At 46.9% G+C, this 21998-nt stretch carries 11 protein-coding genes and 5 pseudogenes; 5 read left to right on the top strand and 11 right to left on the bottom strand.

Features of this window, described 5'->3' with window-relative positions; genetic code table 11:
- The 4 genes and pseudogenes from JCM16496_RS14300 to folP all read right to left on the bottom strand — a co-directional run bounded on the left by JCM16496_RS14300 (position 1) and on the right by folP (position 4662).
- On the bottom strand, positions 1-1320 hold the full coding sequence (locus JCM16496_RS14300; RefSeq protein WP_025835120.1) for a TldD/PmbA family protein: 1320 nt from the start codon (positions 1318-1320) through the stop codon (positions 1-3).
- 81 nt (positions 1321-1401) lie between these two features.
- A pseudogene (locus JCM16496_RS14295) lies at positions 1402-2936 on the bottom strand (TldD/PmbA family protein).
- Between the two features lie 83 nt (positions 2937-3019).
- Positions 3020-3783 (bottom strand): annotated as a pseudogene (gene cdaA / locus JCM16496_RS14290) (diadenylate cyclase CdaA).
- Between the two features lie 12 nt (positions 3784-3795).
- A complete protein-coding gene (folP, locus tag JCM16496_RS14285) occupies positions 3796-4662 on the bottom strand; it encodes a dihydropteroate synthase (RefSeq protein ID WP_025835119.1) in 867 nt (288 codons plus the stop codon).
- Positions 4663-4869: 207 nt separating this feature from the next.
- Here folP and JCM16496_RS14280 point away from each other — a divergent pair, with 207 nt between their 5' ends.
- A complete protein-coding gene (locus tag JCM16496_RS14280) occupies positions 4870-6168 on the top strand; it encodes a UDP-N-acetylmuramoyl-tripeptide--D-alanyl-D-alanine ligase (RefSeq protein WP_025835116.1) in 1299 nt (432 codons plus the stop codon).
- Between the two features lie 2 nt (positions 6169-6170).
- Here the strand turns inward: JCM16496_RS14280 and JCM16496_RS14275 are convergent.
- A pseudogene (locus JCM16496_RS14275) lies at positions 6171-6553 on the bottom strand (VanZ family protein).
- Between the two features lie 103 nt (positions 6554-6656).
- On the opposite strand from JCM16496_RS14275, the pseudogene JCM16496_RS14270 reads away from it, so the two are divergent.
- The 3 genes and pseudogenes from JCM16496_RS14270 (at position 6657) to JCM16496_RS14260 (ending at position 11429) form a co-directional block, all read left to right on the top strand.
- Positions 6657-8023 (top strand): annotated as a pseudogene (locus JCM16496_RS14270) (sodium-dependent transporter).
- Between the two features lie 6 nt (positions 8024-8029).
- Positions 8030-8980, top strand: a complete 951-nt coding sequence (locus tag JCM16496_RS14265; RefSeq protein ID WP_025835115.1) for a ComEA family DNA-binding protein — start codon at positions 8030-8032, stop codon at positions 8978-8980.
- 124 nt (positions 8981-9104) lie between these two features.
- Complete coding sequence (locus tag JCM16496_RS14260; RefSeq protein ID WP_025835114.1) at positions 9105-11429, top strand: TonB-dependent receptor; 2325 nt, start codon at positions 9105-9107, stop codon at positions 11427-11429.
- Between the two features lie 2 nt (positions 11430-11431).
- Here the strand turns inward: JCM16496_RS14260 and JCM16496_RS14255 are convergent, their stop codons facing one another.
- From JCM16496_RS14255 to JCM16496_RS14245, 3 genes are all read right to left on the bottom strand, one after another.
- Entirely contained in the window at positions 11432-12091 is a 660-nt protein-coding gene (locus JCM16496_RS14255; RefSeq protein ID WP_025835112.1) for an ABC transporter ATP-binding protein, read from the bottom strand.
- A 78-nt stretch (positions 12092-12169) separates the two neighbouring features.
- A complete protein-coding gene (locus JCM16496_RS14250) occupies positions 12170-12880 on the bottom strand; it encodes a tRNA threonylcarbamoyladenosine dehydratase (RefSeq protein ID WP_025835110.1) in 711 nt (236 codons plus the stop codon).
- A 73-nt stretch (positions 12881-12953) separates the two neighbouring features.
- On the bottom strand, positions 12954-15083 hold the full coding sequence (locus JCM16496_RS14245) for a cation:proton antiporter domain-containing protein (protein WP_025835108.1): 2130 nt from the start codon (positions 15081-15083) through the stop codon (positions 12954-12956).
- 294 nt (positions 15084-15377) lie between these two features.
- Here JCM16496_RS14245 and JCM16496_RS14240 point away from each other — a divergent pair, with 294 nt between their 5' ends.
- Positions 15378-16385, top strand: coding sequence for an aspartate-semialdehyde dehydrogenase (locus JCM16496_RS14240; protein ID WP_025835106.1), 1008 nt, complete (start codon positions 15378-15380; stop codon positions 16383-16385).
- Positions 16386-16462: 77 nt separating this feature from the next.
- Here JCM16496_RS14240 and JCM16496_RS14235 read toward each other — a convergent pair whose 3' ends face one another.
- The 3 genes and pseudogenes from JCM16496_RS14235 to JCM16496_RS24985 form a co-directional block, all read right to left on the bottom strand.
- On the bottom strand, positions 16463-17911 hold the full coding sequence (locus tag JCM16496_RS14235; RefSeq protein WP_244440395.1) for a RagB/SusD family nutrient uptake outer membrane protein: 1449 nt from the start codon (positions 17909-17911) through the stop codon (positions 16463-16465).
- Positions 17854-18360, bottom strand: a complete 507-nt coding sequence (locus tag JCM16496_RS23980; RefSeq protein ID WP_244440394.1) for a RagB/SusD family nutrient uptake outer membrane protein — start codon at positions 18358-18360, stop codon at positions 17854-17856. Before JCM16496_RS23980 ends, JCM16496_RS14235 begins: the two co-directional genes overlap by 58 nt.
- Positions 18361-18379: 19 nt before the next feature.
- Positions 18380-21719 (bottom strand): annotated as a pseudogene (locus tag JCM16496_RS24985) (SusC/RagA family TonB-linked outer membrane protein).
- Between the last annotated feature and the right edge of the window lie 279 nt (positions 21720-21998).

The raw sequence follows: 21998 nt of genomic DNA, 5'->3' as shown, positions 1-21998 counted from the left end.
TTACAATCCGCTGAAGTTGACTCCCTCAAATACCAACGAAGGAATCTGCCATGAACGGTTCAGTTGAGGGTCATTGCCCACAGCAACCAAGGAATTCCATAAAGTAACCATGTTACCCGTCACATTCATTTCGTTGACGGGCTGTGTCAGCTTGCCGTCTTCAATAAGGAAGCCCTCTATACCATAAGAGAAGTCACCGGTACTGCTATTGCTGTTACCGCCATTGAAGCCCGTAACCAAGATGCCTTGTTTAATATCTGCAACCAATCCGTTCAAGTCCTTATCGCCCGGTGTCAGAATCAGACGTGAAGGTGTACTGATAGTAGGAGCTATATCCATCTTCTTACCATTGTAGGTATCGATGAAATAAGTTTTCAGCACGCCTTTGTCAAAGACAGTGCGGGGTTCGGTAGCCACACCCTCATTATCGAAATAGCGCGAACCGTTTGCACCGATAGCATGCGGCTCGTCACGCAACGTGAAGAGATCGGAAGCCACTTTCGCATCCAGCTTATCCATCAGGAAGGAGTTCTTTTGTTGCAGTGCACTGCCGTACAATGCACTAAGCATCGGGCTGAGCAGGTTTCCCACATTCATAGGGTCAACCACCATTGTATATTTGCCCGACTTTGCCTTCTTCTGCCCCAACTTGCGCAATACGCGTTCCAGTGCCTTGGTACCGATTCCTGTCTTCGTCAATTTATCATAGAACAGAGCCGAGTCGTACCAGTAATCCTGAGGGCGAGCTTCGCCTTCTCCCTTAATGGACACACTGGCTGAGACAGAGAACCAGGTGCTCTTCGACTCACCTTCAAATCCGTTGCTTATCAAGCGATAGGAAGAACCCTCGCCATCACTATAAGAAGAATCAACCGAAATGATGCGCTCATCCTTGCCCAGCACCTCTTCTGCGGCAGCACGGGCAATCGCCACTTTATCATCCGGATTGACTTCATAGAGTTTCTTGTCAAAAAGCTGCAAGTCGGGCTTGCCTCCTTTATAGTAGCGCGCAGGGTCGGCCAGCATACGCGACTCATCCACCGCCAGATAGCGGGTAGACTCTATACCGTTCGTGATAAGAGTTTCCAATTCTTTCTTATCCAGCCGGTTGGTGGAGAAAGAGCCGAAACGTCCGTCCACATAAAGATTCAATCCCAAGCCATTCTCCGTAGACTGCTGCAAACGGTCCATTTTGCCGTCACGCAGTTCAAAAGAAGAATTAGAATTTGTATATAGCACCAGTTTGGCTGCCTGGCAACCGTTCTTCAAGGCATATTCCATAGCCCATTGTGCCAATTTCTTATTGTCGTCTGTAATCATTCTTTTTTTAAGTTGAAAATTGAAAGGTGAAAATTGAATTTTTTTCCTCACTCATCATTGTCTATCAACAATTGCCAATCGTCATTCTCCTCCCACAGTCAGTTTGCTGACCAATGCCGACGGCATACCGCAGGTGACGGGACAAGACTGGCCGTCCTTGCCACAAGTCCAGGTACCGTTGTCAATCTTGTCATTGCTTGCCACCATCGTGATGTCGGCCAATGCCTTCGGACCATTGCCGATGATATTTATATCCTTGACGGGCTGCGTCAGCTTGCCATCCTCAATAAGGTAACCCGACTTCACAAAGAAGGTAAAGTCTCCGGCACCAATCTGTACCTGTCCGTTGGTGAACTCGTCGCAATAAATACCGTTCTTCACGGTGGAGATGATGTCCGCTTCCTTCATATTGCCGGCTTCCATATAAGTGGCGCGCATACGAGGGATAGGAGTATTACGGAAAGTATCGCGTCGTCCGTTTCCGGTAGGAGCCACCCCGTAATGCTTGGCACTGATGCGGTCGTGCAGATAGCTGGTCAGGATACCTTCTTTCACAATATAGGTCTTCTGGCCTTCCACACCCTCATCGTCAAAGTTCACGGCTCCACGGTTGAAGGCGATGGTACCGTCGTCTACCACGTTGATGTGTTCGTTGCAGACTTTCTTGCCCAAGAGATCGCAGAAGATGGAAGTACGCTTACGGTTGAAGTCAGCCTCAAAAGCATGTCCTATGGCTTCGTGCAACAAGATGCCCGAACCGCCCGCTCCCATCACGACAGGCATTTCGCCGCCTTTGGGCTTCACTGCCTTGAACAAGATGGAGGTCTTGTCCACAGCTTCACGCGCAAGGGTATCCACAATGTCGTCCGTCATGAATTCAAAACCTTTGCGGTAAGAACGACCGGCATAACCGTTCTCCATTTTTCCATTCTCTTCCATGATGCAGACTGCCATGAAAGAGACCATCGGGCGGTAATCGTAGTAGCTCACGCCCTCTGAGTTACAGAATAACACATGAGAAGTGCTGTCTATAAGAGACGCCTGAACCTTACGTACCCGGTTGTCCAGAGAGAAAATCTTTTCGTTCAGTTTCTCCAGATAAGGAATCTTTGCCTTGAGGCTCACGTCTTCCCAAGGTTCGGTGACGGCATAACGGCTTTTGGCAATCGTCTTTTCCGTCAGCCCCACAGGCTTTCCGGCCTTGCCCGAAGAAGCTATACGGGCAGCCGTACGGGCAGCACGCAGCATTTCTTCTACGGTCACGCCTTCTACATAAGCATAGCCAGTCTGGTCGCCTGCCAATACGCGCACACCCATACCGAAGTCAATGTTGGCTCCACAATTGTTTACTTTACCGTCCATCAGCACCACACTATTATTAAACGTGTGCTCAAAATAGAGGTCGGCATAATCGCCGCCTTTTTCCAGAGCGACAGCCATCACTTTCTTCAAGTCAGCTTCCGTCACGCCGAAGTGAGCCATTGCCGAAGCTACGGCAGACTGATTATCTGCTCCTCCCAAAGCTCCGCGTACTGACGCAGGCATAGCCAACGAGGGTATTGCCAGCAACCTAACATCGCCAGACTTCCCGTCCGTAAGAAATTTCGTCTATCCATCCTTTTCAGTTATTAGTTATAAGATATTGTTTTTGTTTTATATCATAGTTATATGACGTAAAAATAGGGGATTTTGTCACACTTCAGCTCTCCTTTGTTAACAAACTTTCCAATTCCTCAGCATTCAGGCGCAGATAGAATTGTCCTTTGTAAGCCACTGAAATACCTCCGGTCTCCTCCGATACAATGATAGCATGCGCGTCAGACACCTGGGAAATTCCCATGGCAGCACGATGCCTCAGCCCCAGTTCCTTAGGAATGTCCAGATTATGGGAAACGGGCAGAATACATCCCGCCGCTTGATACGTTTCTTACTGATAACCATCGCTCCATCGTGCAACGGACTGTTCTTAAAGAAAATATTCTCAATCAGACGCTGGTTTATATCGGCATTGATAATTTCTCCCGTACGCACCACATCATCCAAAGGCAGATTATGTTCAATGACAATCAGAGCACCTACCTTCTGCTTCCCCATGCTGATACATGCCATTACCACCGGCATAATATCCTCATGTTCCAGTTTCTCCTTTTTGTTTCCCGTGAAGAAGCGCACCAGTGCACTGGCATGCTGATGCGAGCCGAGCGTCAGCAAGAACCTCCGTATCTCTTCCTGAAACAAAATGATAAGCGCCAGCACACCCACACTGACCAGCTTGTCGAAGATGGAGCCTAACAGTTTCATCTCCAGCACCTGCGACACCACCAGCCATATCAGGATAAACACCAGGATACCCGTAAACACATTTATGGAACCGGATGCTTTCATCAGCTTGTACGTGTAATACAACAGGAAAGCTACCAGCAGAATATCTATGAAATCTTTTATGCCAAATTCAAAAAACACGTCGGTCAGTGATTAATGATTAGTGATTAGTGATTCTTTTCTCATGGCTTGCACAATCCGTACGGTTTCCACGGCTTCTTTCACGTCGTGTACGCGGAGGATGTCAGCACCTTTCAGCAAACAGATGGTATCGAGTACCGTAGTACCATTCAGCGCCTCCTGAGGAGTAATGTCCAACAAGCGGTATATCATCGATTTACGTGAAACACCTACCAGCAAAGGCAACTCAAAAATACGGAACTCTTCCAGATGGGACAGCAATTCATAATTATGCTCCATTGTCTTTCCAAAGCCGAAACCGGGGTCCAGAATGATGTCTTTCACACCTAAGTCACGTAATTGCTGCACCTTGCGCGCAAAATACAAGAAGACCTCTTTCAGAAGATTGTCGTAATGAGGATGCTGCTGCATACTTTGCGGAGTGCCTTGCATGTGCATCATAATATAAGGTACGTTCAATGCCGCAACAGTATGGAACATATCCACATCCATCTCACCGGCCGCAATATCATTGATGATGGCAACACCATACTCCTCCACACACATTCTTGCCACATCCGCCCTGAAGGTGTCTACCGACACCACGGCATCCGGCTGTATCTCAAAAAGTATTTTCAGGCCCATACGCAACCGTTCCATCTCCTCTCGGGCAGAGACATTGTCGGCATTGGGACGGGAAGAGTAAGCGCCTATGTCAATAATGGTCGCTCCCTCCGAAACTATCTGTTTCACCCGGCGTGCTATTTCCGACTCTGTCTGCATGCGGCTACCGGCATAAAAGGAATCGGGGGTGACGTTCAGTATGCCCATGACACGGGGTTGAGAGAGGTCGAGCAGCGAACCGTTGACATTTATATATCGGGCAGTTGTAATTTCCATAGGCAGTCTGTTCTATATAGTACCTGCAAATGTAAACAAAAAAGTGGTTTCAAAATACATAAACTCATAAAACTGATAAGTTTTTTGCTTGTGTCCGAAAAGGAAGAGGATTAAAAACCATATCTTTGCACGATGGTTCACCACAGATTACACAGATTCACACAAATTGATTTAAGTAGATGTTGAAATTTAGTTAATTATAAAGCTATGGATATAACAGCTATACATCAGATATTCCTAACATGCACCAGTGTCACCACTGACAGCCGTAACTGCCCCCAGGGCTCTTTATTCATTGCGCTGAAAGGCGAGTCGTTCAACGGAAATGCCTTTGCCGCCCGGGCGCTGGAAAGTGGAAGTGCCTATGCCATAGTGGACGAAGAAGCCTATGCCCCCGCAGGCGATACACGATATATCGTGGTGGAAAACAGCTTGAAGACCTTGCAACAACTAGCCAATTACCACCGTCGGCAGATGCGTACACCCGTCATCGGCATTACGGGTACAAACGGAAAGACCACTACCAAGGAGCTGATGTCCACCGTACTTTCGCAAACTCACAACGTGCTCTATACCTTGGGGAATTTGAACAATCACATCGGTGTTCCCCTCACCTTGCTCCGCCTGCGCCCTGAACACGACCTTGCCGTAGTGGAAATGGGTGCCAGCCACCCGGGAGACATCAAGGAACTGGTAGAGATAGCCGAACCTGACTACGGCATCATTACCAACGTAGGAAAAGCTCATCTGGAAGGATTCGGCTCTTTTGAAGGAGTCATCAGGACCAAAGGAGAGATGTACGACTATCTGCGGACGCGGAAAGAAGCTACCATATTCATCCATAACGACAACCCCTACTTGAAAAAGATAGCCTACGGACTCCGCCAAATTGCCTACGGCAGTGAGGACGGGCTGTACACCAACGGACGCGTCACCGGAAATTCTCCTTACCTCACCTTCGAGTGGAAAACGGGCAACGAAAGCAAATATCACGAAGTACAAACCCGGCTTATCGGTGAATATAACTTCCCCAATGCCCTGGCAGCTGTCACCATCGGACATTTTTTCGGTGTAGAACCGGAGAAAATAGACAAGGCACTGGCCGGATATACCCCGCAAAACAACCGTTCACAACTGAAAAAAACAGCGGACAACACATTGATTATCGATGCCTATAATGCCAATCCCACAAGCATGATGGCTTCCATCAGCAATTTCCGGAACATGCAGACCGAAAACAAAATGCTGATATTGGGAGATATGCGGGAGTTGGGTAAAGACAGTGCCGACGAGCACCAGAAGATTGCAGACTATCTGGAAGAATGCGGATTTAAGGACGTAGTTCTTGTAGGGGAATTATTTGCCGCCACACGCCACTCTTACCGGAGTTATCCCGATGTAACCGCACTCATCGCAGAGCTGCAAAGAGAGAAACCTTGTGGGAAAACAATTCTGATAAAAGGGTCGAACGGCATCAAGCTAAGTTCCGCAGTTGAATACTTATAATCTTATTTCATCCTTGGCCTTAAAATGAAATAGCCGACCATTGATGCAAGCACCGCTCCCGTGGTATTGGCGGCAAAGTCCAGCCAGTCGCCGCCACGGTATGTCGTGCAGTATTCTTGCAGCAACTCCACCATTCCGCTGAACAAAACGGGACAGACAAACGCTCCTGCCATGCATGCCATAAAGGGGCGTTGTCTCTCCGGTGAGCGCGAAGAAACTCCAGCCACAACATTCCTGACATACCGAAATACATACAGATATGCACCACCTTGTCTATATTGGGAATCTTGCTTATTTCTGTAGAAGGCGGCTTGAAGAATGAAAGATAAATCACCGTCAGAATAATAAAAAGCGACACCGGATATTTCTTAATATAATATAGCATATATCAAATTATCAACGAACTGTGCGCAAAAGTACAGAACATTTTTTATATTTGCATGTTTTAGCTGGTATTAATAACGAATTGAAAGAAAAATCTACGTTTTATGACAAAAAGTGACAGAGCCAACTTCGGAAGCAAATTAGGCGTCATACTTGCCTCGGCAGGCTCCGCAGTCGGTTTAGGCAATATCTGGCGTTTCCCGTTTGAGACCGGAAATCACGGAGGTGCGGCATTTATCCTTATATACCTGGTTTGCGTGCTCATTCTCGGCATCCCCATCATGATTGCAGAATTCCTCATTGGCAGGCGCTCGCGTGCCAATACGGCAGGAGCCTATCAAAAATTGGCACCCGGCACACATTGGCGCTGGGTAGGACGTATGGGCGTACTGGCAGGATTCCTTATTCTGGGATATTACTCCGTTGTGGCAGGATGGACGCTTGAGTTTATCGGCGAAGCGGCTACCAACAGTTTCGCCGGGAAGTCGGCAGCTGATTTCATTGCATCCTTCAACAACTTTGTCAGCAACCCCTGGCGTCCGGCCATCTGGCTGGTGCTGTTCCTGCTGGCTACGCATTTCATCATCGTCAAAGGAGTGGAGAAAGGTATTGAAAAATCAGCCAAAATCATGATGCCGATGCTGTTTGTCCTATTGATAATCCTTGCCATCTGCTCCATATCCCTGCCCGGAGCAGGAGCAGGCATTGAATTCCTGCTGAAACCGGACTTCAGCAAAGTGGACGGCAATGTGTTCCTTGGAGCCATGGGGCAGGCATTCTTCTCCCTGAGCCTTGGGATGGGATGCCTCTGTACATACGCTTCTTACTTCCGCAATGATACGAACCTGCCCAAAACGGCACTCAACGTGGCCGCTATCGACACCATGGTAGCCATCTTGGCAGGATTCATCATCTTCCCTGCCGCCTTCTCTGTGGGTATCCAACCGGATGCGGGTCCCAGTCTGCTATTCATCACCCTGCCTAATGTCTTTCAGCAAGCGTTCGGCAATATTCCCTGGCTGGCAATACTGCTGTCTCTGATGTTTTATATCCTACTGGCATTGGCAGCACTTACTTCCACCATTTCCCTGCACGAAGTGGTAACCGCCTATCTGCATGAAGAGTTCAAGCTCTCACGCAGCAAGGCTGCCAGATACGTAACAACCGGCTGTATTTTCCTGGGCGTACTCTGTTCACTGTCTCTCGGCATCGGCAAGGCTATACCCTATTCGGGCTGAATATGTTCGATTTGTTCGACTTTATAACAGCCAAGCTAATGCTGCCATTAGGCGGTTTCTTCATAGCCATCTTCACAGGCTGGTATCTGGACAAGAAAACTGTATGGGAAGAAATCAGCAACAACGGTACTCTGAGAGTATCCGTCTACAAGCTATTGATATTCATCCTGAAATACATTGCCCCGATAGGAATTGCATTGATTTTTATCAATGAGCTGGGTTTTCTGAAATAGGCCATCATGCAGAACCCCTTTAAAGAATTCCTTTATTTCTCCCGGGGAGAAAGGCGCGGAATACTGGTTTTGATTACCGGCATCATTCTCGTCTTTCTCTCCGGGTATATTTATATATACCAAAGAGAGAACCGCCCTCTCTCCGATGAAGCAATCCGGCAGCAGGCCACTGCCATGGCAGAATACGAATCGTTCGTCGCATCCATACAAGAAAAGGAACAAAAATGGGACAACAGACTTAATTCTTCCTCCCAAAAACAACCGACAACCGTCTCCCTGGCCCGTTTCAATCCCAATACTGCCGACTCCGTCACTTTTTGCCGACTGGGACTGCCCGGATGGATGGCGCGGAACATACTCCGCTACCGTAGCAAAGGGGGGAAGTTCCGTGAGGCAGAAGATTTCCGGAAAATATATGGAATGACAGAAAAACAATATCAGGCACTCCTACCCTATATACACATCACTCCGAAAGACACAGAAACAAGAACCGTCCAATTGTACAACTCTCCTGCAAGCAATGACAGCGCCGTTACTTTCCGAATTGCACCGGAAAAATATCCGTCTGGGACCCTTGTCGACCTGAACCGCGCCGACACCACAGAACTGAAGAAAATACCAGGCATCGGTAGCGGCATTGCCCGTCTAATCATCGGTTACCGGCAACGCCTGGGAGGATTCTACGACATCACGCAACTACAAGAAATCCATTTGAACACCAGCCAATTGCAGTCTTGGTTTTCCATCGACACCCGGGCCATCCGCCTCATCAACCTGAACCATAGTAGCATAGAGAGGCTGCGCAACCATCCTTACATCAACTTCTACCAGGCAAAAGCCTTTGTAGAATACCGAAAAAAGAAAGGCGACCTTCACAGCCTGAAACCTTTTGCACTTTACGAAGAATTCTCCGATACCGATTTAGAAAAAATCAGCCATTACGTTTGCTTTGAATAATAGCATCATGCAACATTTTTCAATGTCTGATGCAACCTTTTCACCAGCCATTTCGTCTAACAAACAGAAACACCCTAAAAGCAGGAAGGCCAACTGCAATAAGGATTAGAATCATCGTATCAATATGAAGAAATTAATGATTATAACCATGCTGCTGGGCAGTATGGCACAAAACGCTTTTGCTCAAAAAATAGAAATAAAAGGGACCGTCCGCGATGCTTCCGACAAGAGTATAGAGTATGTCAATGTGGTATTACAGACCATCGACTCTACTTTTGTCGCCGGTGTGACCACAAGTCCAGAAGGAGAATTCATCTTCAAGAACACGGCTGCCGGAGATTACAGACTTGTTCTTTCCAGCATCGGGTATAATACCGGATACATCACCCTCAATGGAGTAAAGCGCCATACCGACCTTGGACCAATCGTATTAGACAGTGCTTCTATCGCACTGGAAGGAGTGACTATCACCGGCTCCAGCCAAATCAGCCGTGCCGACCGTAAACTGGTTTTTCCGTCCGAAAGACAAATGAAAACGTCCACAAACGGAGTGAATCTATTGCAGGAACTGATGCTGCCACGCATTTTAGTAAACCCCATGAACAATGAGATTGGATTGTCCGGCGGTGGAGAACTGCAATTACGCATCAATGGAGTCAAAGCCGAAATAGACGAGATAAAAGCCATTCGCCCTGCCGACATTATACGTATAGAGTACCATGACAATCCGGGACTGCGCTACGGTAATGCCGAAGTCGTTTTGGACTACATAGTGCGCCGTCCCGAAACGGGCGGAAACTTCGGTGCCGACATTTCCCAAGGATTGAACACGATGTGGGGAAACTATAATCTGTACGGCAAAGTAAACCATAAAAAATCAGAATTCGGCTTCTCCTACTACATGGGACCGCGGGATTTTAACGGCATGTACCGCGACAATGAAGAAGAATTCCACCTGGCAGACGGCACTACACTCAGACGCCTGGAGAAAGGAGAGCCCAGCAAGGCAACCATGCACCAGCACAACCTAAACGTAAATTATAGTTTGCAGGCTTCTGAGAATTCCCTTTTCAGCGCCACCTTCCGCCTTCGAGGAAACAATCAGCCACACTGGGATTATAAAGGAACTCTCTATAATGCCAATGATGAAACAGACGTGGTAGACATGACCGACCGTACCGACCAGAGCTGGACACGTCCCTCACTGGATTTGTACTACCAACAGAATCTGAAAAACAAGCAAACCCTGGTATTCAATGTAGTAGGCACCTATAATCGGGAAAAATCGCAGCGGCTCTACCAAGAAAGCACCCTGGGGAACATATTGACCGATATTGACAACAATATCCGAGGCAACAAATACTCCCTGATTGCCGAGGCCATTTATGAGAAGCAATATTCCAAGGGGAACGCATTGAGCTTCGGTTTGAACCATACACAGTCCTACTCTAACAATGAATACAGAAACGGGCATTATTATGAAACCAATATGCACCAAGGGAACACATACATATTCGGAGAATACCGTGGAAAGACAGGCAAACTAAACTACCGGCTGGGAGTGGCCATGACTCGTTTCTACTATAATCAGAGCGGCAAGGACAAATCTACCGAGAACTACAGTTTCAACCCGAGTATCGTTCTGCACTATGCCATGTCAGACAACTCCTACCTCCGCTGGAATGGAAACATCTATAATGCTTCTCCTTCATTGGGCGACCTCAGCGATGTGGAGCAAGCAGTGGACTCATTCCAGATACGTCGTGGCAACCCGCATCTGAAATCATATATGTGCTATCATACGGAACTGACTTACGAATGGAAAAAAGGCATCTTTTATACCAATCTATGGGGAGCCTATGACTATCGTCCCAATGCCATTATGGACGAGAAGATTCAAGAAGGCAACAAAATAGTGCAGACTTGGGACAATCAGAAGGACTGGCAGAAACTCTCCGGACGTGCCATGCTCCGCGTAGGCCCCATCCGAGATATTCTGCAATTTTCCTTTACGGGCGGTGTCAACCATTACATGAGCCATGGCAACCACTACTCGCATACCTACACCAACTGGTTCTGTGAGGCAGAAGCCTCATTAAGTTACAAACAGTTCTCTCTGTTCTGGCAAATAAACACCAATTGGAACAATTTCTGGGGAGAAACCCTCTCGGGAGGAGAAAACATCCAGATGTTAGCTGTATATTACAAGCACAAGAATCTTCGGGTGGGAGTCGGTGCATTCAATCCTTTCACCGATAACTATAAAGTACAAAGCGAAAACTGGAACAGGTTCGCCTCCTACAAGACAAATAATTATATAAAAGAAAGCTCCCGCATGTTCCTGGTGAACTTTTCCTACAACTTCTCGTTCGGTCGCAGTTTCAAGACGACACAGCGGAAGGTGAACAACAGTGACAATGATTCGGGGGTAATGAGCACGGGGAAATAGGCTCAGACCATTTTATTGATTTCCCCGTCAATCAGATGTATCGTCCGGTCGGTGAGCTGCGCCAGTCCTTCATCATGGGTTACGATAACAAATGTTTGTCCGAAACGGCTGCGTAAATCAAAAAAGAGCTGATGCAGTTCTTCCTTATTATGGGTATCCAGGCTGCCGGAAGGTTCATCTGCCAGCACCACTGCCGGATGATTAATGAGAGCACGGGCCACCGCCACACGTTGCTTCTCACCTCCCGACAACTCATTCGGTTTGTGGGAAGCCCGTTCAGCAAGCCCCATGAATTCAAGAATTTCCGTAGCCGCCTCCTTGGCTTCCTGCTGTCCTCTTCCGGCAATGAAGGCCGGTATCATAACATTCTCCAAAGCTGTAAACTCCGGCAGCAGTTGATGGAACTGGAACACAAAGCCGATATGGCGGTTGCGGAATGCGGAAAGTTCCCTCTCCCTCATACGGTTGACTTGTGTACCGTCAATAACCACCGAACCGCCATCCGGCATATCCAACGTACCCATGATTTGCAGCAAGGTAGTTTTACCCGCTCCACTGGGGCCTACAATGCTGACAATCTCCCCTTTCTCTATCTCCAGGTCAATACCCCGCAACACTTGCAGGTTACCGAAACTCTTCGTTATATTCTCTAAATGAATCACTAGGCTATTTACAATTTGACAATTTACTATTTACTATTTACAATTTACTATTTGATAGTTTTCTTTCAAGTGCTATTACTATAGTCTTTTAATTACATATTCGGCCAAATAGCAACCAAAAACTGCGGGCATGTAGCTCACTGTTCCACAAGTGGACTTCTTGTTCATCTCGTCGTCCGTCAGCAAAACGGCATTCGGGTCAGCCTGTTCGGTGCTGAAAACAACTGGAAGTTTCCGCTTTATGCCCATTTTCTGCAGACGCTTACGCACAGCCTTGCTCAACCCGCAATGATAGGTATCCCATATATCGGCAAAGCGCACTTGCGTAATGTCACTCTTTGCTCCTGCCCCCATGCTGGACACTATCTTGATATGCCGCTTCATGCTTTCCGCTATCAAGTGGCATTTTGGAGCAAGCGTATCAATGGCATCCACCACAAAGTCATAAGCCGCATCATCCAGCAGTTCCGGTATGTTCTCATCTTTCAGGAATACGGGCAACACTCTCAGTTCCAGCCCCGGATTTATGTCTCTGAAACGTGATGCCAATATCTCCGCCTTCTTTTGCCCCAGGGTGGAATGCAGAGCCGGCAACTGGCGATTTATATTCGTAGGCTGCACGGTATCGGCATCGACAATCGTCATCCGCCCCACTCCGGCACGACATATCATCTCGGCCGCATAAGCACCTACGCCACCCAGTCCTACGACAAGTACATGTGCCCGGCGCAGGCGTTCCATTTTTTCATCTCCTAATAAAAGTTGCGTTCGTTGTTGCCAATCTTCCATTTTCAATTTTCACCACAGATTACACGGATTTACACAGATTTTTGTCAAATTGTCAATTATCAATTGACAATCGTTAATTCTTCTTGAACCATTTATAGAACCATTTGCCTACCTTCTCGTAATGTTGCGACTCATTGTTGCCACGCGGGTTGGAGAAGGAGACGGCATCCTGCGGCTCGCCCAGCTGGTCGGGATAGAGTACTATCAGGCTGTTGTTTGCAAAGTATTTGCTGATTTGTGCCGGCAACTTCTCAAAGGAGCTGTCGTAGGAGATGGAGCCGCGACGGGCGCTGATAATCACTAACAGATGGTCAAAGTTCACTTGTCCGGTCAATATCAGTAAGTCCCCCCAGTCGTCCAGGCGGGAAAAGTCTGTCAATGTCTGTCCATATTTGGCTTTCACCAGCCCTTGAAGATGGGCGGTAGTCTCTTCATTGGCATAGAAATGCACCCGGCAGCCCAAAGTACTCCCCAACCGGCAGAAATGTTCCACCCACTTCAGGAATCCCGCCTCATACTCGGCTTTCGGAGGTACCGCCACAATCACCCGCCTGATTGTGTTAATGGGCATCAGGAACTTGGAAACCATCACCTCGCGATGCAAGCCCTTCAGCAGATTCTCCGTCAGCATACCGAAGAATGAATCCACAATATTGACTTTACGGTGCAGACCTATAATGACATCCGTTGCCGCATATTCTTTTGCCGTATGGATAATGCCCGAAGCGATATTCAAGTCGTAACGCGTGATTTGCCTCAACGGCACATCTGCCGAGGCAGTTATCATGGCAGCCTTTTCCAGATAGCGTTTCCCGCGCAGTTCGGCACTTTCAGAGCTGCTATCGTCGTTGATGACATTCAGTGCCAACAGATTATCCCGCTGCTTCGGGTCGCGTATCACCAAAGAAAGATTTATCAAGTCTTCAATCGTATCGGGGTTGGCTATCGGAATCAATATCTTCTCCACTTCCACGGAGCGGTTTTCTTCCGGATGCGCCTCCTCCATGGCAATCTTCCGTGCGGCACGCTCCGTAATGAACGAGCTCACAATGCAAGTTACAAGAATCAGCAGGACGGTACCATTCAAAACATCATCGTTCAGCAAGCGTTCCCCACCAGGCAGAATGATGTTGTACCCCACCAACACAGCCGCCAGCGTTGCCGCTGCTTGTGCATTGCTCAATCCGTACATCAGCTCCCGTTCAATCCCTCCCATCTTATATATTTTCTGCGTCAGCCAGCAGGCAATCCATTTACCTGCCAATGCCACCACAATCATTACAGCCGCTACTTTCAAAGCATCGCCATGACCGAAAATCACATGCACATCAATCAGCATGCCCACACCTATCAGGAAATAGGGAATAAACAAGGCGTTGCCCACAAATTCCAGATGGTTCATCAACGGAGAGACATGCGGAATCAGCCGATTCAATACCAGGCCGGCAAGGAAAGCCCCCAGAATACCTTCCATCCCCACAAACTCCATCAATCCGGCTCCGAGGAAAACCATGGCAAGCACGAAGATGAACTGCATCACGTTGTCATCGTACCTCCGGAAGAACCAACGGCCTATGCGTGGAAACAGATATACAATCAAAATACCCAGGAAGATAACCTTTATGACAAGCCATACCCAGAAGAAGCCGTCCGACTCCCCCTTGAACATACCACCCACAACGGCCAAAACCAGCAAAGTGAGTGTATCCGTAACCGCTGTCCCCCCCACTGCAATGCTCACACTGCGATGCCGCGACACACCGTAACGAATCACAATGGGATAGGCCACCAGCGTATGCGACGCATACATACTTGCCAGTAGGACAGAGGTCAGCACCCCGTACTTCAACAAAGCCATATTCGTCACCAAGCCTATGCCTATGGGCACAATAAAAGCCAGGAGCCCCAGAACAAGCGCTTTGCCCCGGTTCTGTTTGAAGTCTCCCATATTCATTTCCAGACCGGCAAGGAACATGATGTAATACAAGCCTACTTTGCCGAAAAGCTCAAAACTGCTGTCGCGCACCAGGATATTGAAACCATGCTCCCCAATGACAAGCCCCGCCAGTATCATCCCGATAATGTGCGGAATACGGAGCTTGTTCAACAATATGGGGGCAAACAATATAATGAGGAGTACAAGGAGGAATATCCAAGTAGGGTCTGTAATGGGAAGTTTCAAACTGAAGTCAAACCAATCCATAGGCTATAAGTTTTAGGTTCTGAATGCAAAATAACGAAAAACTTTTCACTTTATGCGGTGTTATACAGCATTTTGTTATAAATTTGCGACCAATTCTATCAAAGAAGAGTTATAGCAGGGGATAAACGGTCGGTCTCCCTACCTACCCGCTCCCTGTCTGCTCCCTATCCGGTCCGTACCTACTCCGTAGTTATAGACACGGAGATGACACGGAGATGACATGGAGTTGGCAAGCAGGCTTGTCCGGACGCCATTCGCCCATCAACTTAATAATTAATTTAAAACAAAAGAAAAATGAAAGTAGCTATTGTTGGAGCAAGCGGAGCCGTGGGACAAGAGTTCCTGCGAGTGCTCGATGAAAGAAATTTCCCGTTGGACGAGTTAGTATTGTTCGGTTCTAAACGCAGTGCCGGAACCAAATATACCTTCCGCGGTAAACAGATCGAGGTGAAACTCTTGCAACACAATGATGACTTTAAAGGGGTTGATATCGCTTTCACTTCCGCAGGCGCAGGCACCTCCAAAGAATTTGCCGAAACCATTACCAAGTACGGAGCAGTGATGATTGACAATTCCAGCGCTTACCGCATGGACGACAATGTACCTTTGGTAGTGCCCGAAGTGAATGCCGCCGACGCCAAAGAACGTCCTCTCGGCATCATTGCCAACCCTAACTGTACTACTATCCAAATGGTAGTGGCACTGAAAGCCATCGAACAGCTTTCCCATATAAAGACCGTACACGTTTCTACCTATCAGGCTGCCAGTGGTGCCGGCGCTGCTGCCATGGATGAGCTGTACGAGCAGTACCGCCAAGTATTGGCAGGCGAACCCGTAACCGTTGAGAAATTCGCTTACCAGCTGGCATTCAACCTCATTCCGCAAATCGACGTGTTCACCGAAAACGGCTATACGAAGGAAGAGATGAAGATGTACAACGAGACCCGCAAGATTATGCACTCTGACGTAAAGGTCAGCGCTACCTGCGTACGTGTTCCCGCTCTCCGCTCCCACTCCGAAAGCATCTGGGTAGAGACCGAGCGTCCTATCTCCATCGAAGAAGCCCGCGAAGCATTTGCCAAAGGCGACGGACTGGTGTTGATGGACAACCCGGCAGAAAAGGAATACCCCATGCCGTTGTTCCTCGCCGGCAAAGACCCGGTTTACGTAGGTCGTATCCGTAAGGATCTCAGCAACGAGAACGGATTGACGTTCTGGATTGTGGGCGACCAGATTAAAAAAGGCGCTGCACTGAATGCGGTGCAGATTGCAGAATACCTGATTAAGGAAAAGGCACTGTAAGAGAACAATGAATAAAAAATAAGGGATGTCTTCGTTTTATGAAGACATCCCTTATTTTTATAATCCACTTTATGGTATTACCAGCCTGGGTTCTGAGTCAGCACTTGACCCTTATTCTCATAAATAGTCAGCTGTGCAGCCGGTATGGCACGCAAGTAGTAGCGTTCTGAGTTCAACTCACCTGCCTTGAATGTACGCAATCCCTTTTCACGAAGATAATAAATATACCCTTTTTCGGTATCCTCATTACCCGGATTCTCCGGATCGAACAGATAGAGCACCCTCTTACCGGAGTCGTCTTTTGAAGATATTTCCGGATAATCGGCCATATTGACATAAGCACCCAAGAAAGACATGGTAGGATAACCATTTGCATCTTCTGAGTTTAAGTATTCAAACTTGGCCCAACGACGGAGGTCTTCACCACGACGGCCTTCCATAATCAACTCAATACGACGTTCACGACGGATTTCCCACAAAACCGGATTGACATCAGGGTCACGGGCAGGGTCATTGATAACAACTCCATTCACACTCAAGTTGCCGCCATTCAGTTGAACTTTCGGCATTGTCTTGGCTTCAGTATCTCCCCACTTCGTCAGCTGACGGTCACGGAGCTCATTGATAGACTTGTCAAGGTCGCTCTGAGTGAAAGCATTACCACCCACCTGGGCAATCTCATAACGCGCCTCTACATAGTTCAGCAATACTTCCGCATAGCGGATACACGGCGCATCAGCCGGACTTAATCTACCGGTACAATAATCCAAACCAGCTACCCACCACTCGTCGTTCAAAAACTTTTTGGTAGGATATCCCGTTGGTGATGTACCTTCGGTATAATTTGTACCCATGGCGCTCATAATACGGAGACTATCGGCAATAGTTTGATACAAACGCGGGTCACGGTCTTGGAATGACTTCTGAATACTGGGATCTTCCTTACCTTGATACAGCGGAGACTGACCTACCGGCAAACCGTCACTGCAAAGATAAGTGTTGATTACATCTTGCGTAACGCCTCCCTGAGTCTGATCTTCCGGGCCATTGTAGGACATCAAAGCATTACATTGCAAACCGCTTGTATATTCACGATACCAGATAACTTCCGGATTGTTAGCCAAATCGTCCGTAGTAAACAAAGCATTATAAGTATCGCCTATTGAATATACACCGGAGTTCATCACTACCTCTGCACCATTAATGGCACCTTGCAGCAAATTCTTAATATCACCATCCGCCACTTTCTCTGAAGTAGGACCTACAGTAGTACCGTGATACTTCAGCCATGTGGCATGATACAGCATTTCGCGTGACATATACGCACCAACCACATATTTGTTGACTTGGCGTTTTGTATCATTCGTACGTACATTATCCAATGCATATTGAAAATCCTCTTGTATCTTCTGCGCTACATACAAATAAGAATCACGGTCTTTATAAAGAGCCGGGTCTGCCGGGTCTGTCACCTTATCGTAGTAAGGAACACCGCCATAATACTTTGCCAGCGTGCTGTAGGCCATTGCCCGGAAATAACGTGCAATACCTTCCAGTGTCTCTTGGCTTCATCCGAGATATCCATTCCGGGAATCTTCTCAAGCATGACATTGGCTTTATAAATAATGTCATAATTATCCGACCAAGTTCCCGTCCGGCTATTCCAGTCCGTAGTGGCAGAAGTGGAGAAATAAATGTACCCCGAACCGTTTGTATTTGCATTATTCAGATTGATAAAATCATCCGTATAGTCATCTCCAGAGAAATAACCGGCAAAAACAGTATAGTCGGTACCATATCCTGCAAAGTAGGAAGAATAGAAGTCTTGCGCATAAGTACGCAAAGAAGTTTCAGTCTGCCAATAAGTGTCATTGGTCTGCTTGTCCTGCGGGTCTTTATCCAGAAAATCGTCGCAACCGCAGAGCGAGCTCATTGCCAATGCACAAACGATGTATAATAAATTTTTCTTTTTCATAACTGCAATTACTATTAGATTATAAACTAAGCTGAATACCAAACGACACTGTCTTCTGATATGGATAGCTACGGCCAAAGTTACGCTGATCACTCTTATCATTGGCTGTACGTATTCCTATTTCAGGGTCAATAGCAGGTTTCACACCGTCGATGGTGAAAAGGTTTTCACCTGTGAAATAAACACGCAAACCTTGCACCTTGAATTTACTCAACCAAACCTTGGGAAGAGAGTATCCCACAGTAAATGTCTTCAGACGCAGATAAGCCATATTCAGCAAATAGCGGTCATTCACGCTATAGTTACCTGAAGCAGACTGCTTGTAATCCATCGGACGGGGATAGAAAGCATCTGTGTTTTCGGGAGTCCAATAATCCTCAGCACCTTTGTAGAAGGGTTCACCGGTAGTAAAGCCCGGCAATACCTGGTTACCTGCCGCCCAAAGCTTTCTCTTGGCTACCCCCTGGAAGAACATGCTTATATCAAAGCCTTTCCAAGCAGCATCCAGGTTCAAACCAAACTGTAAACGCGGCAGGGCGTTACCAATAACACTAAGGTCACCCTTGTCATTTGTATTGGTCTGTTTTACGATTTCACCATTGTTGTCGAGGTCTTTATAAAGCACATCACCGGGAGCAAACTGATAACCGGCAGGGAATACTTTAGTCTGGTCGGGCAAACCGGCTTTCAAAGAACCGTCAGCATTAAAGTCATCTTCCGTCAGGAAACGGTCGAACTGCAAACCCCAGATATCTCCCAAAACCATACCTTCTTTATAAGCACTCTTATCCCACCATCCGGTAGCTCCATAAGAAGGAATCTTTGTATTATACGTCCACTTGGTTACTTCAGTCTTGTCATCGGCAACAGAAGCCGTCACGCCAAAGTGCAGACCATTCTTGAAGGTATGGCGATAGTCAATGGCAAGCTCCCATCCTTTGGTCTGGATAGTACCCATATTTTCATATGGAGCGTCAGCACCCAATGTGGCAGGCAGATTGGCAGTAGTCAAAATATCACTAGTAGTACGGTTATACCAATCAAACGTTACTCCCAAAGCATCATTGAAGAAACGGGCATCCAAGCCAAGGTCAAGTGTAGTAACCTTCTCCCACGTAAGGGTTGAAGACACAATAGTCGGTTTTTGTGTTGACTGTACTTTCTTTCCATCGATAATCCAACTGTCAACAGAAGTGGACAGAGTGGAGATGTAACGGTCGGTACCTACATCCTGGTTACCAATCATACCCCAAGAGCCGCGAATCTTCAAAGTGCTCAAATAAGGTTTCAACGACTGCATGAACGGTTCTTCAGAAATACGGTAACCTGCAGACATAGAGGGGAAGAAACCGAAGCGGTTGCCCGAAGGGAAACGGGAGGAACCGTCATAACGACCGTTCAGCTCCAGCATATATCGGTCTTTATAAGAATAATTAAGACGGCCGAAGAAGCCTGCTACAGACCACCAGGTATGCGAGGAGCTTGTAGTCTGGTCACCTGTAGCCAGATTCAATTCCGGTTTTGCAGGGTCGAGCAGACCTTTGCGTTGTGCCCAGTAATATTCATATTCGCTCTTTTCAAGGCTGGAACCTGCCATCGCCTTAAAATCATGATCTCCCAGCGTTTGGCATAAGTTGCCACGAAGTTGGCTGTCAGATTCTCCGTGCGTCCGGTTTCCTGATATACATAATCATAAGTAGCAGCAGATAGATAACTGCCATAAGAATCACGTAATGCCTCAACAGACGGACGGGCAGTGAAGATTTCATAACCGCTCGTCAAGCTCGGTGTACCATACTTCTTATAGCGATTTTCCACAGTGCTATAAGCAACATCTATATCCAGTGTTAAATCTTTGATAGGCTTGATAGTTGCACCACCTGTCAAACGCAGATACTCACGTTCTTTTGTGGTAATAGGAGCACTTTTCTGTTCGGTCAAGGCGTTACGGAACTCCTTACCTTCAAAAGTACCGTAAGGCATCATCGGCTGCCAACGATACAGATAGTACATCGGGTCGTAAAGATCAGTGTTATAGTTGAACGGCTTGTCATAATCAGAACGGGTGAACATGACACCTGTACGGACAGAGACATATTTGTTCAATTCTGAGTTCAAAGAGATATTGGCATTGTAACGCTTATAGTTGTCCGAATTGATTTTCATCATACCATCCTGGCTCAGATAACCCAAAGCGATATTGTAATTAGTCTTTCCGTTGCCACCGTTGATAGAAAGGCTATGGTTCTGCTGCGGAGCCCAGTCCTTGATGTATTCATCATACCAGTCCCAAGTACGGATAAAGAACATACCGCCATCGCGGAACTCAAAGTCACGACCCAATTCCATCTCACGGCCAAACTGGTCACCATAACCATATTTATCCCAGTAATCCTTCATTTTCTGCACATGTGTAGCATCCACACGCATATTACCCACTACGTTATAAAATGCGGCAGACCCCTTAGTCTGATTGATTACACCTTGCAAGTTTATATCAGCCTGCTGCCATCCCGGAAGTTGTTCGGGTGTCTTGGTCGCGTACGCCATGCAAAGTTATTGGTATATTTCACAGAGAGACGTTCATGTTTACTTCTTGATTTTGTGGTAATCAGCAATACACCAAATGCACCACGGGCACCGTAAATAGAAGCAGAAGCGGCATCCTTCAATACAGAAATACTTTCAATATCGTCCGGATTCACCATAGAAATATCCGTTACTTCCACATTATCTACCAGAATCAAGGGTTTGGAGTCACCATTCGGAGAACCGATACTACCACGAATCTTGATAGTAGGCGCACCACCTATCTCACCGGAGTTAGTAGTAATAGTCAATCCCGGTACCGCCCCCTGCAAGGCACGCCCTATATCCGTGATAGGACGGCTATCAATTGTTTTGTTCACATCCACGGAAGCCACCGCACCGGTCAGGTTCACCTTTTTCTGTGCACCATAACCTACTACGACAACTTCATCCAACAATTCCGTATCATCTTTCAAAACAACCTTCATTACCGAAGTTGCCTTGACTTCTTGAGTAGTATATCCCACAAATGATACTTGCAGAATAGCACCGGGCTTTACATTTAATTTGGAAATTCCATCCAAATCCGTAATACCACCATTGGTCGTACCTTTCTCAATGACATTGGCGCCAATAATAGGTTCACCTTTTGTATCTACAACTGTGACAGTCACAGAGATAGATTGCATCTGTTCTTGTACTCCTTGCGAGTCGTTGGATGCTGTTTGGGCAGCCATCACGTTGCCACTGCCTAAAAACAGAGCACAGATTGCCACCGCCGTAAAGAACTTACCATTGGCAAGTCCTCGTTTTTTGCGATCTTCATTCATAAGTGATTGATGATTTTGTTAATTAAACCAGTTTTTCAAAATTAGGGTAAGGGAATCATATAGTTCGGAATTGTCAGACTATTTCCGAAGGCTTCTTTAATTTCTCATAGGCGTTTTCTTAATTTAAAGGTTCACATTTTTATATTATCTCTCTTTTTTCTATTTATTTACCAAGTCCAGACGGAACTTAGTTATATATTATACAAGGTTAAAAATCTTGTTAATTACTTAACTCTATTGGTTATTTTAAGAGATACAAAACTCGTTATTAACAAAGGT

The organism is Bacteroides rodentium JCM 16496 (assembly GCF_000614125.1).
Lineage (GTDB): Bacteria > Bacteroidota > Bacteroidia > Bacteroidales > Bacteroidaceae > Bacteroides > Bacteroides rodentium.
Note: the sequence above shows the minus strand (reverse complement) of the source record. Positions and strands in the feature narration are given on the sequence as shown.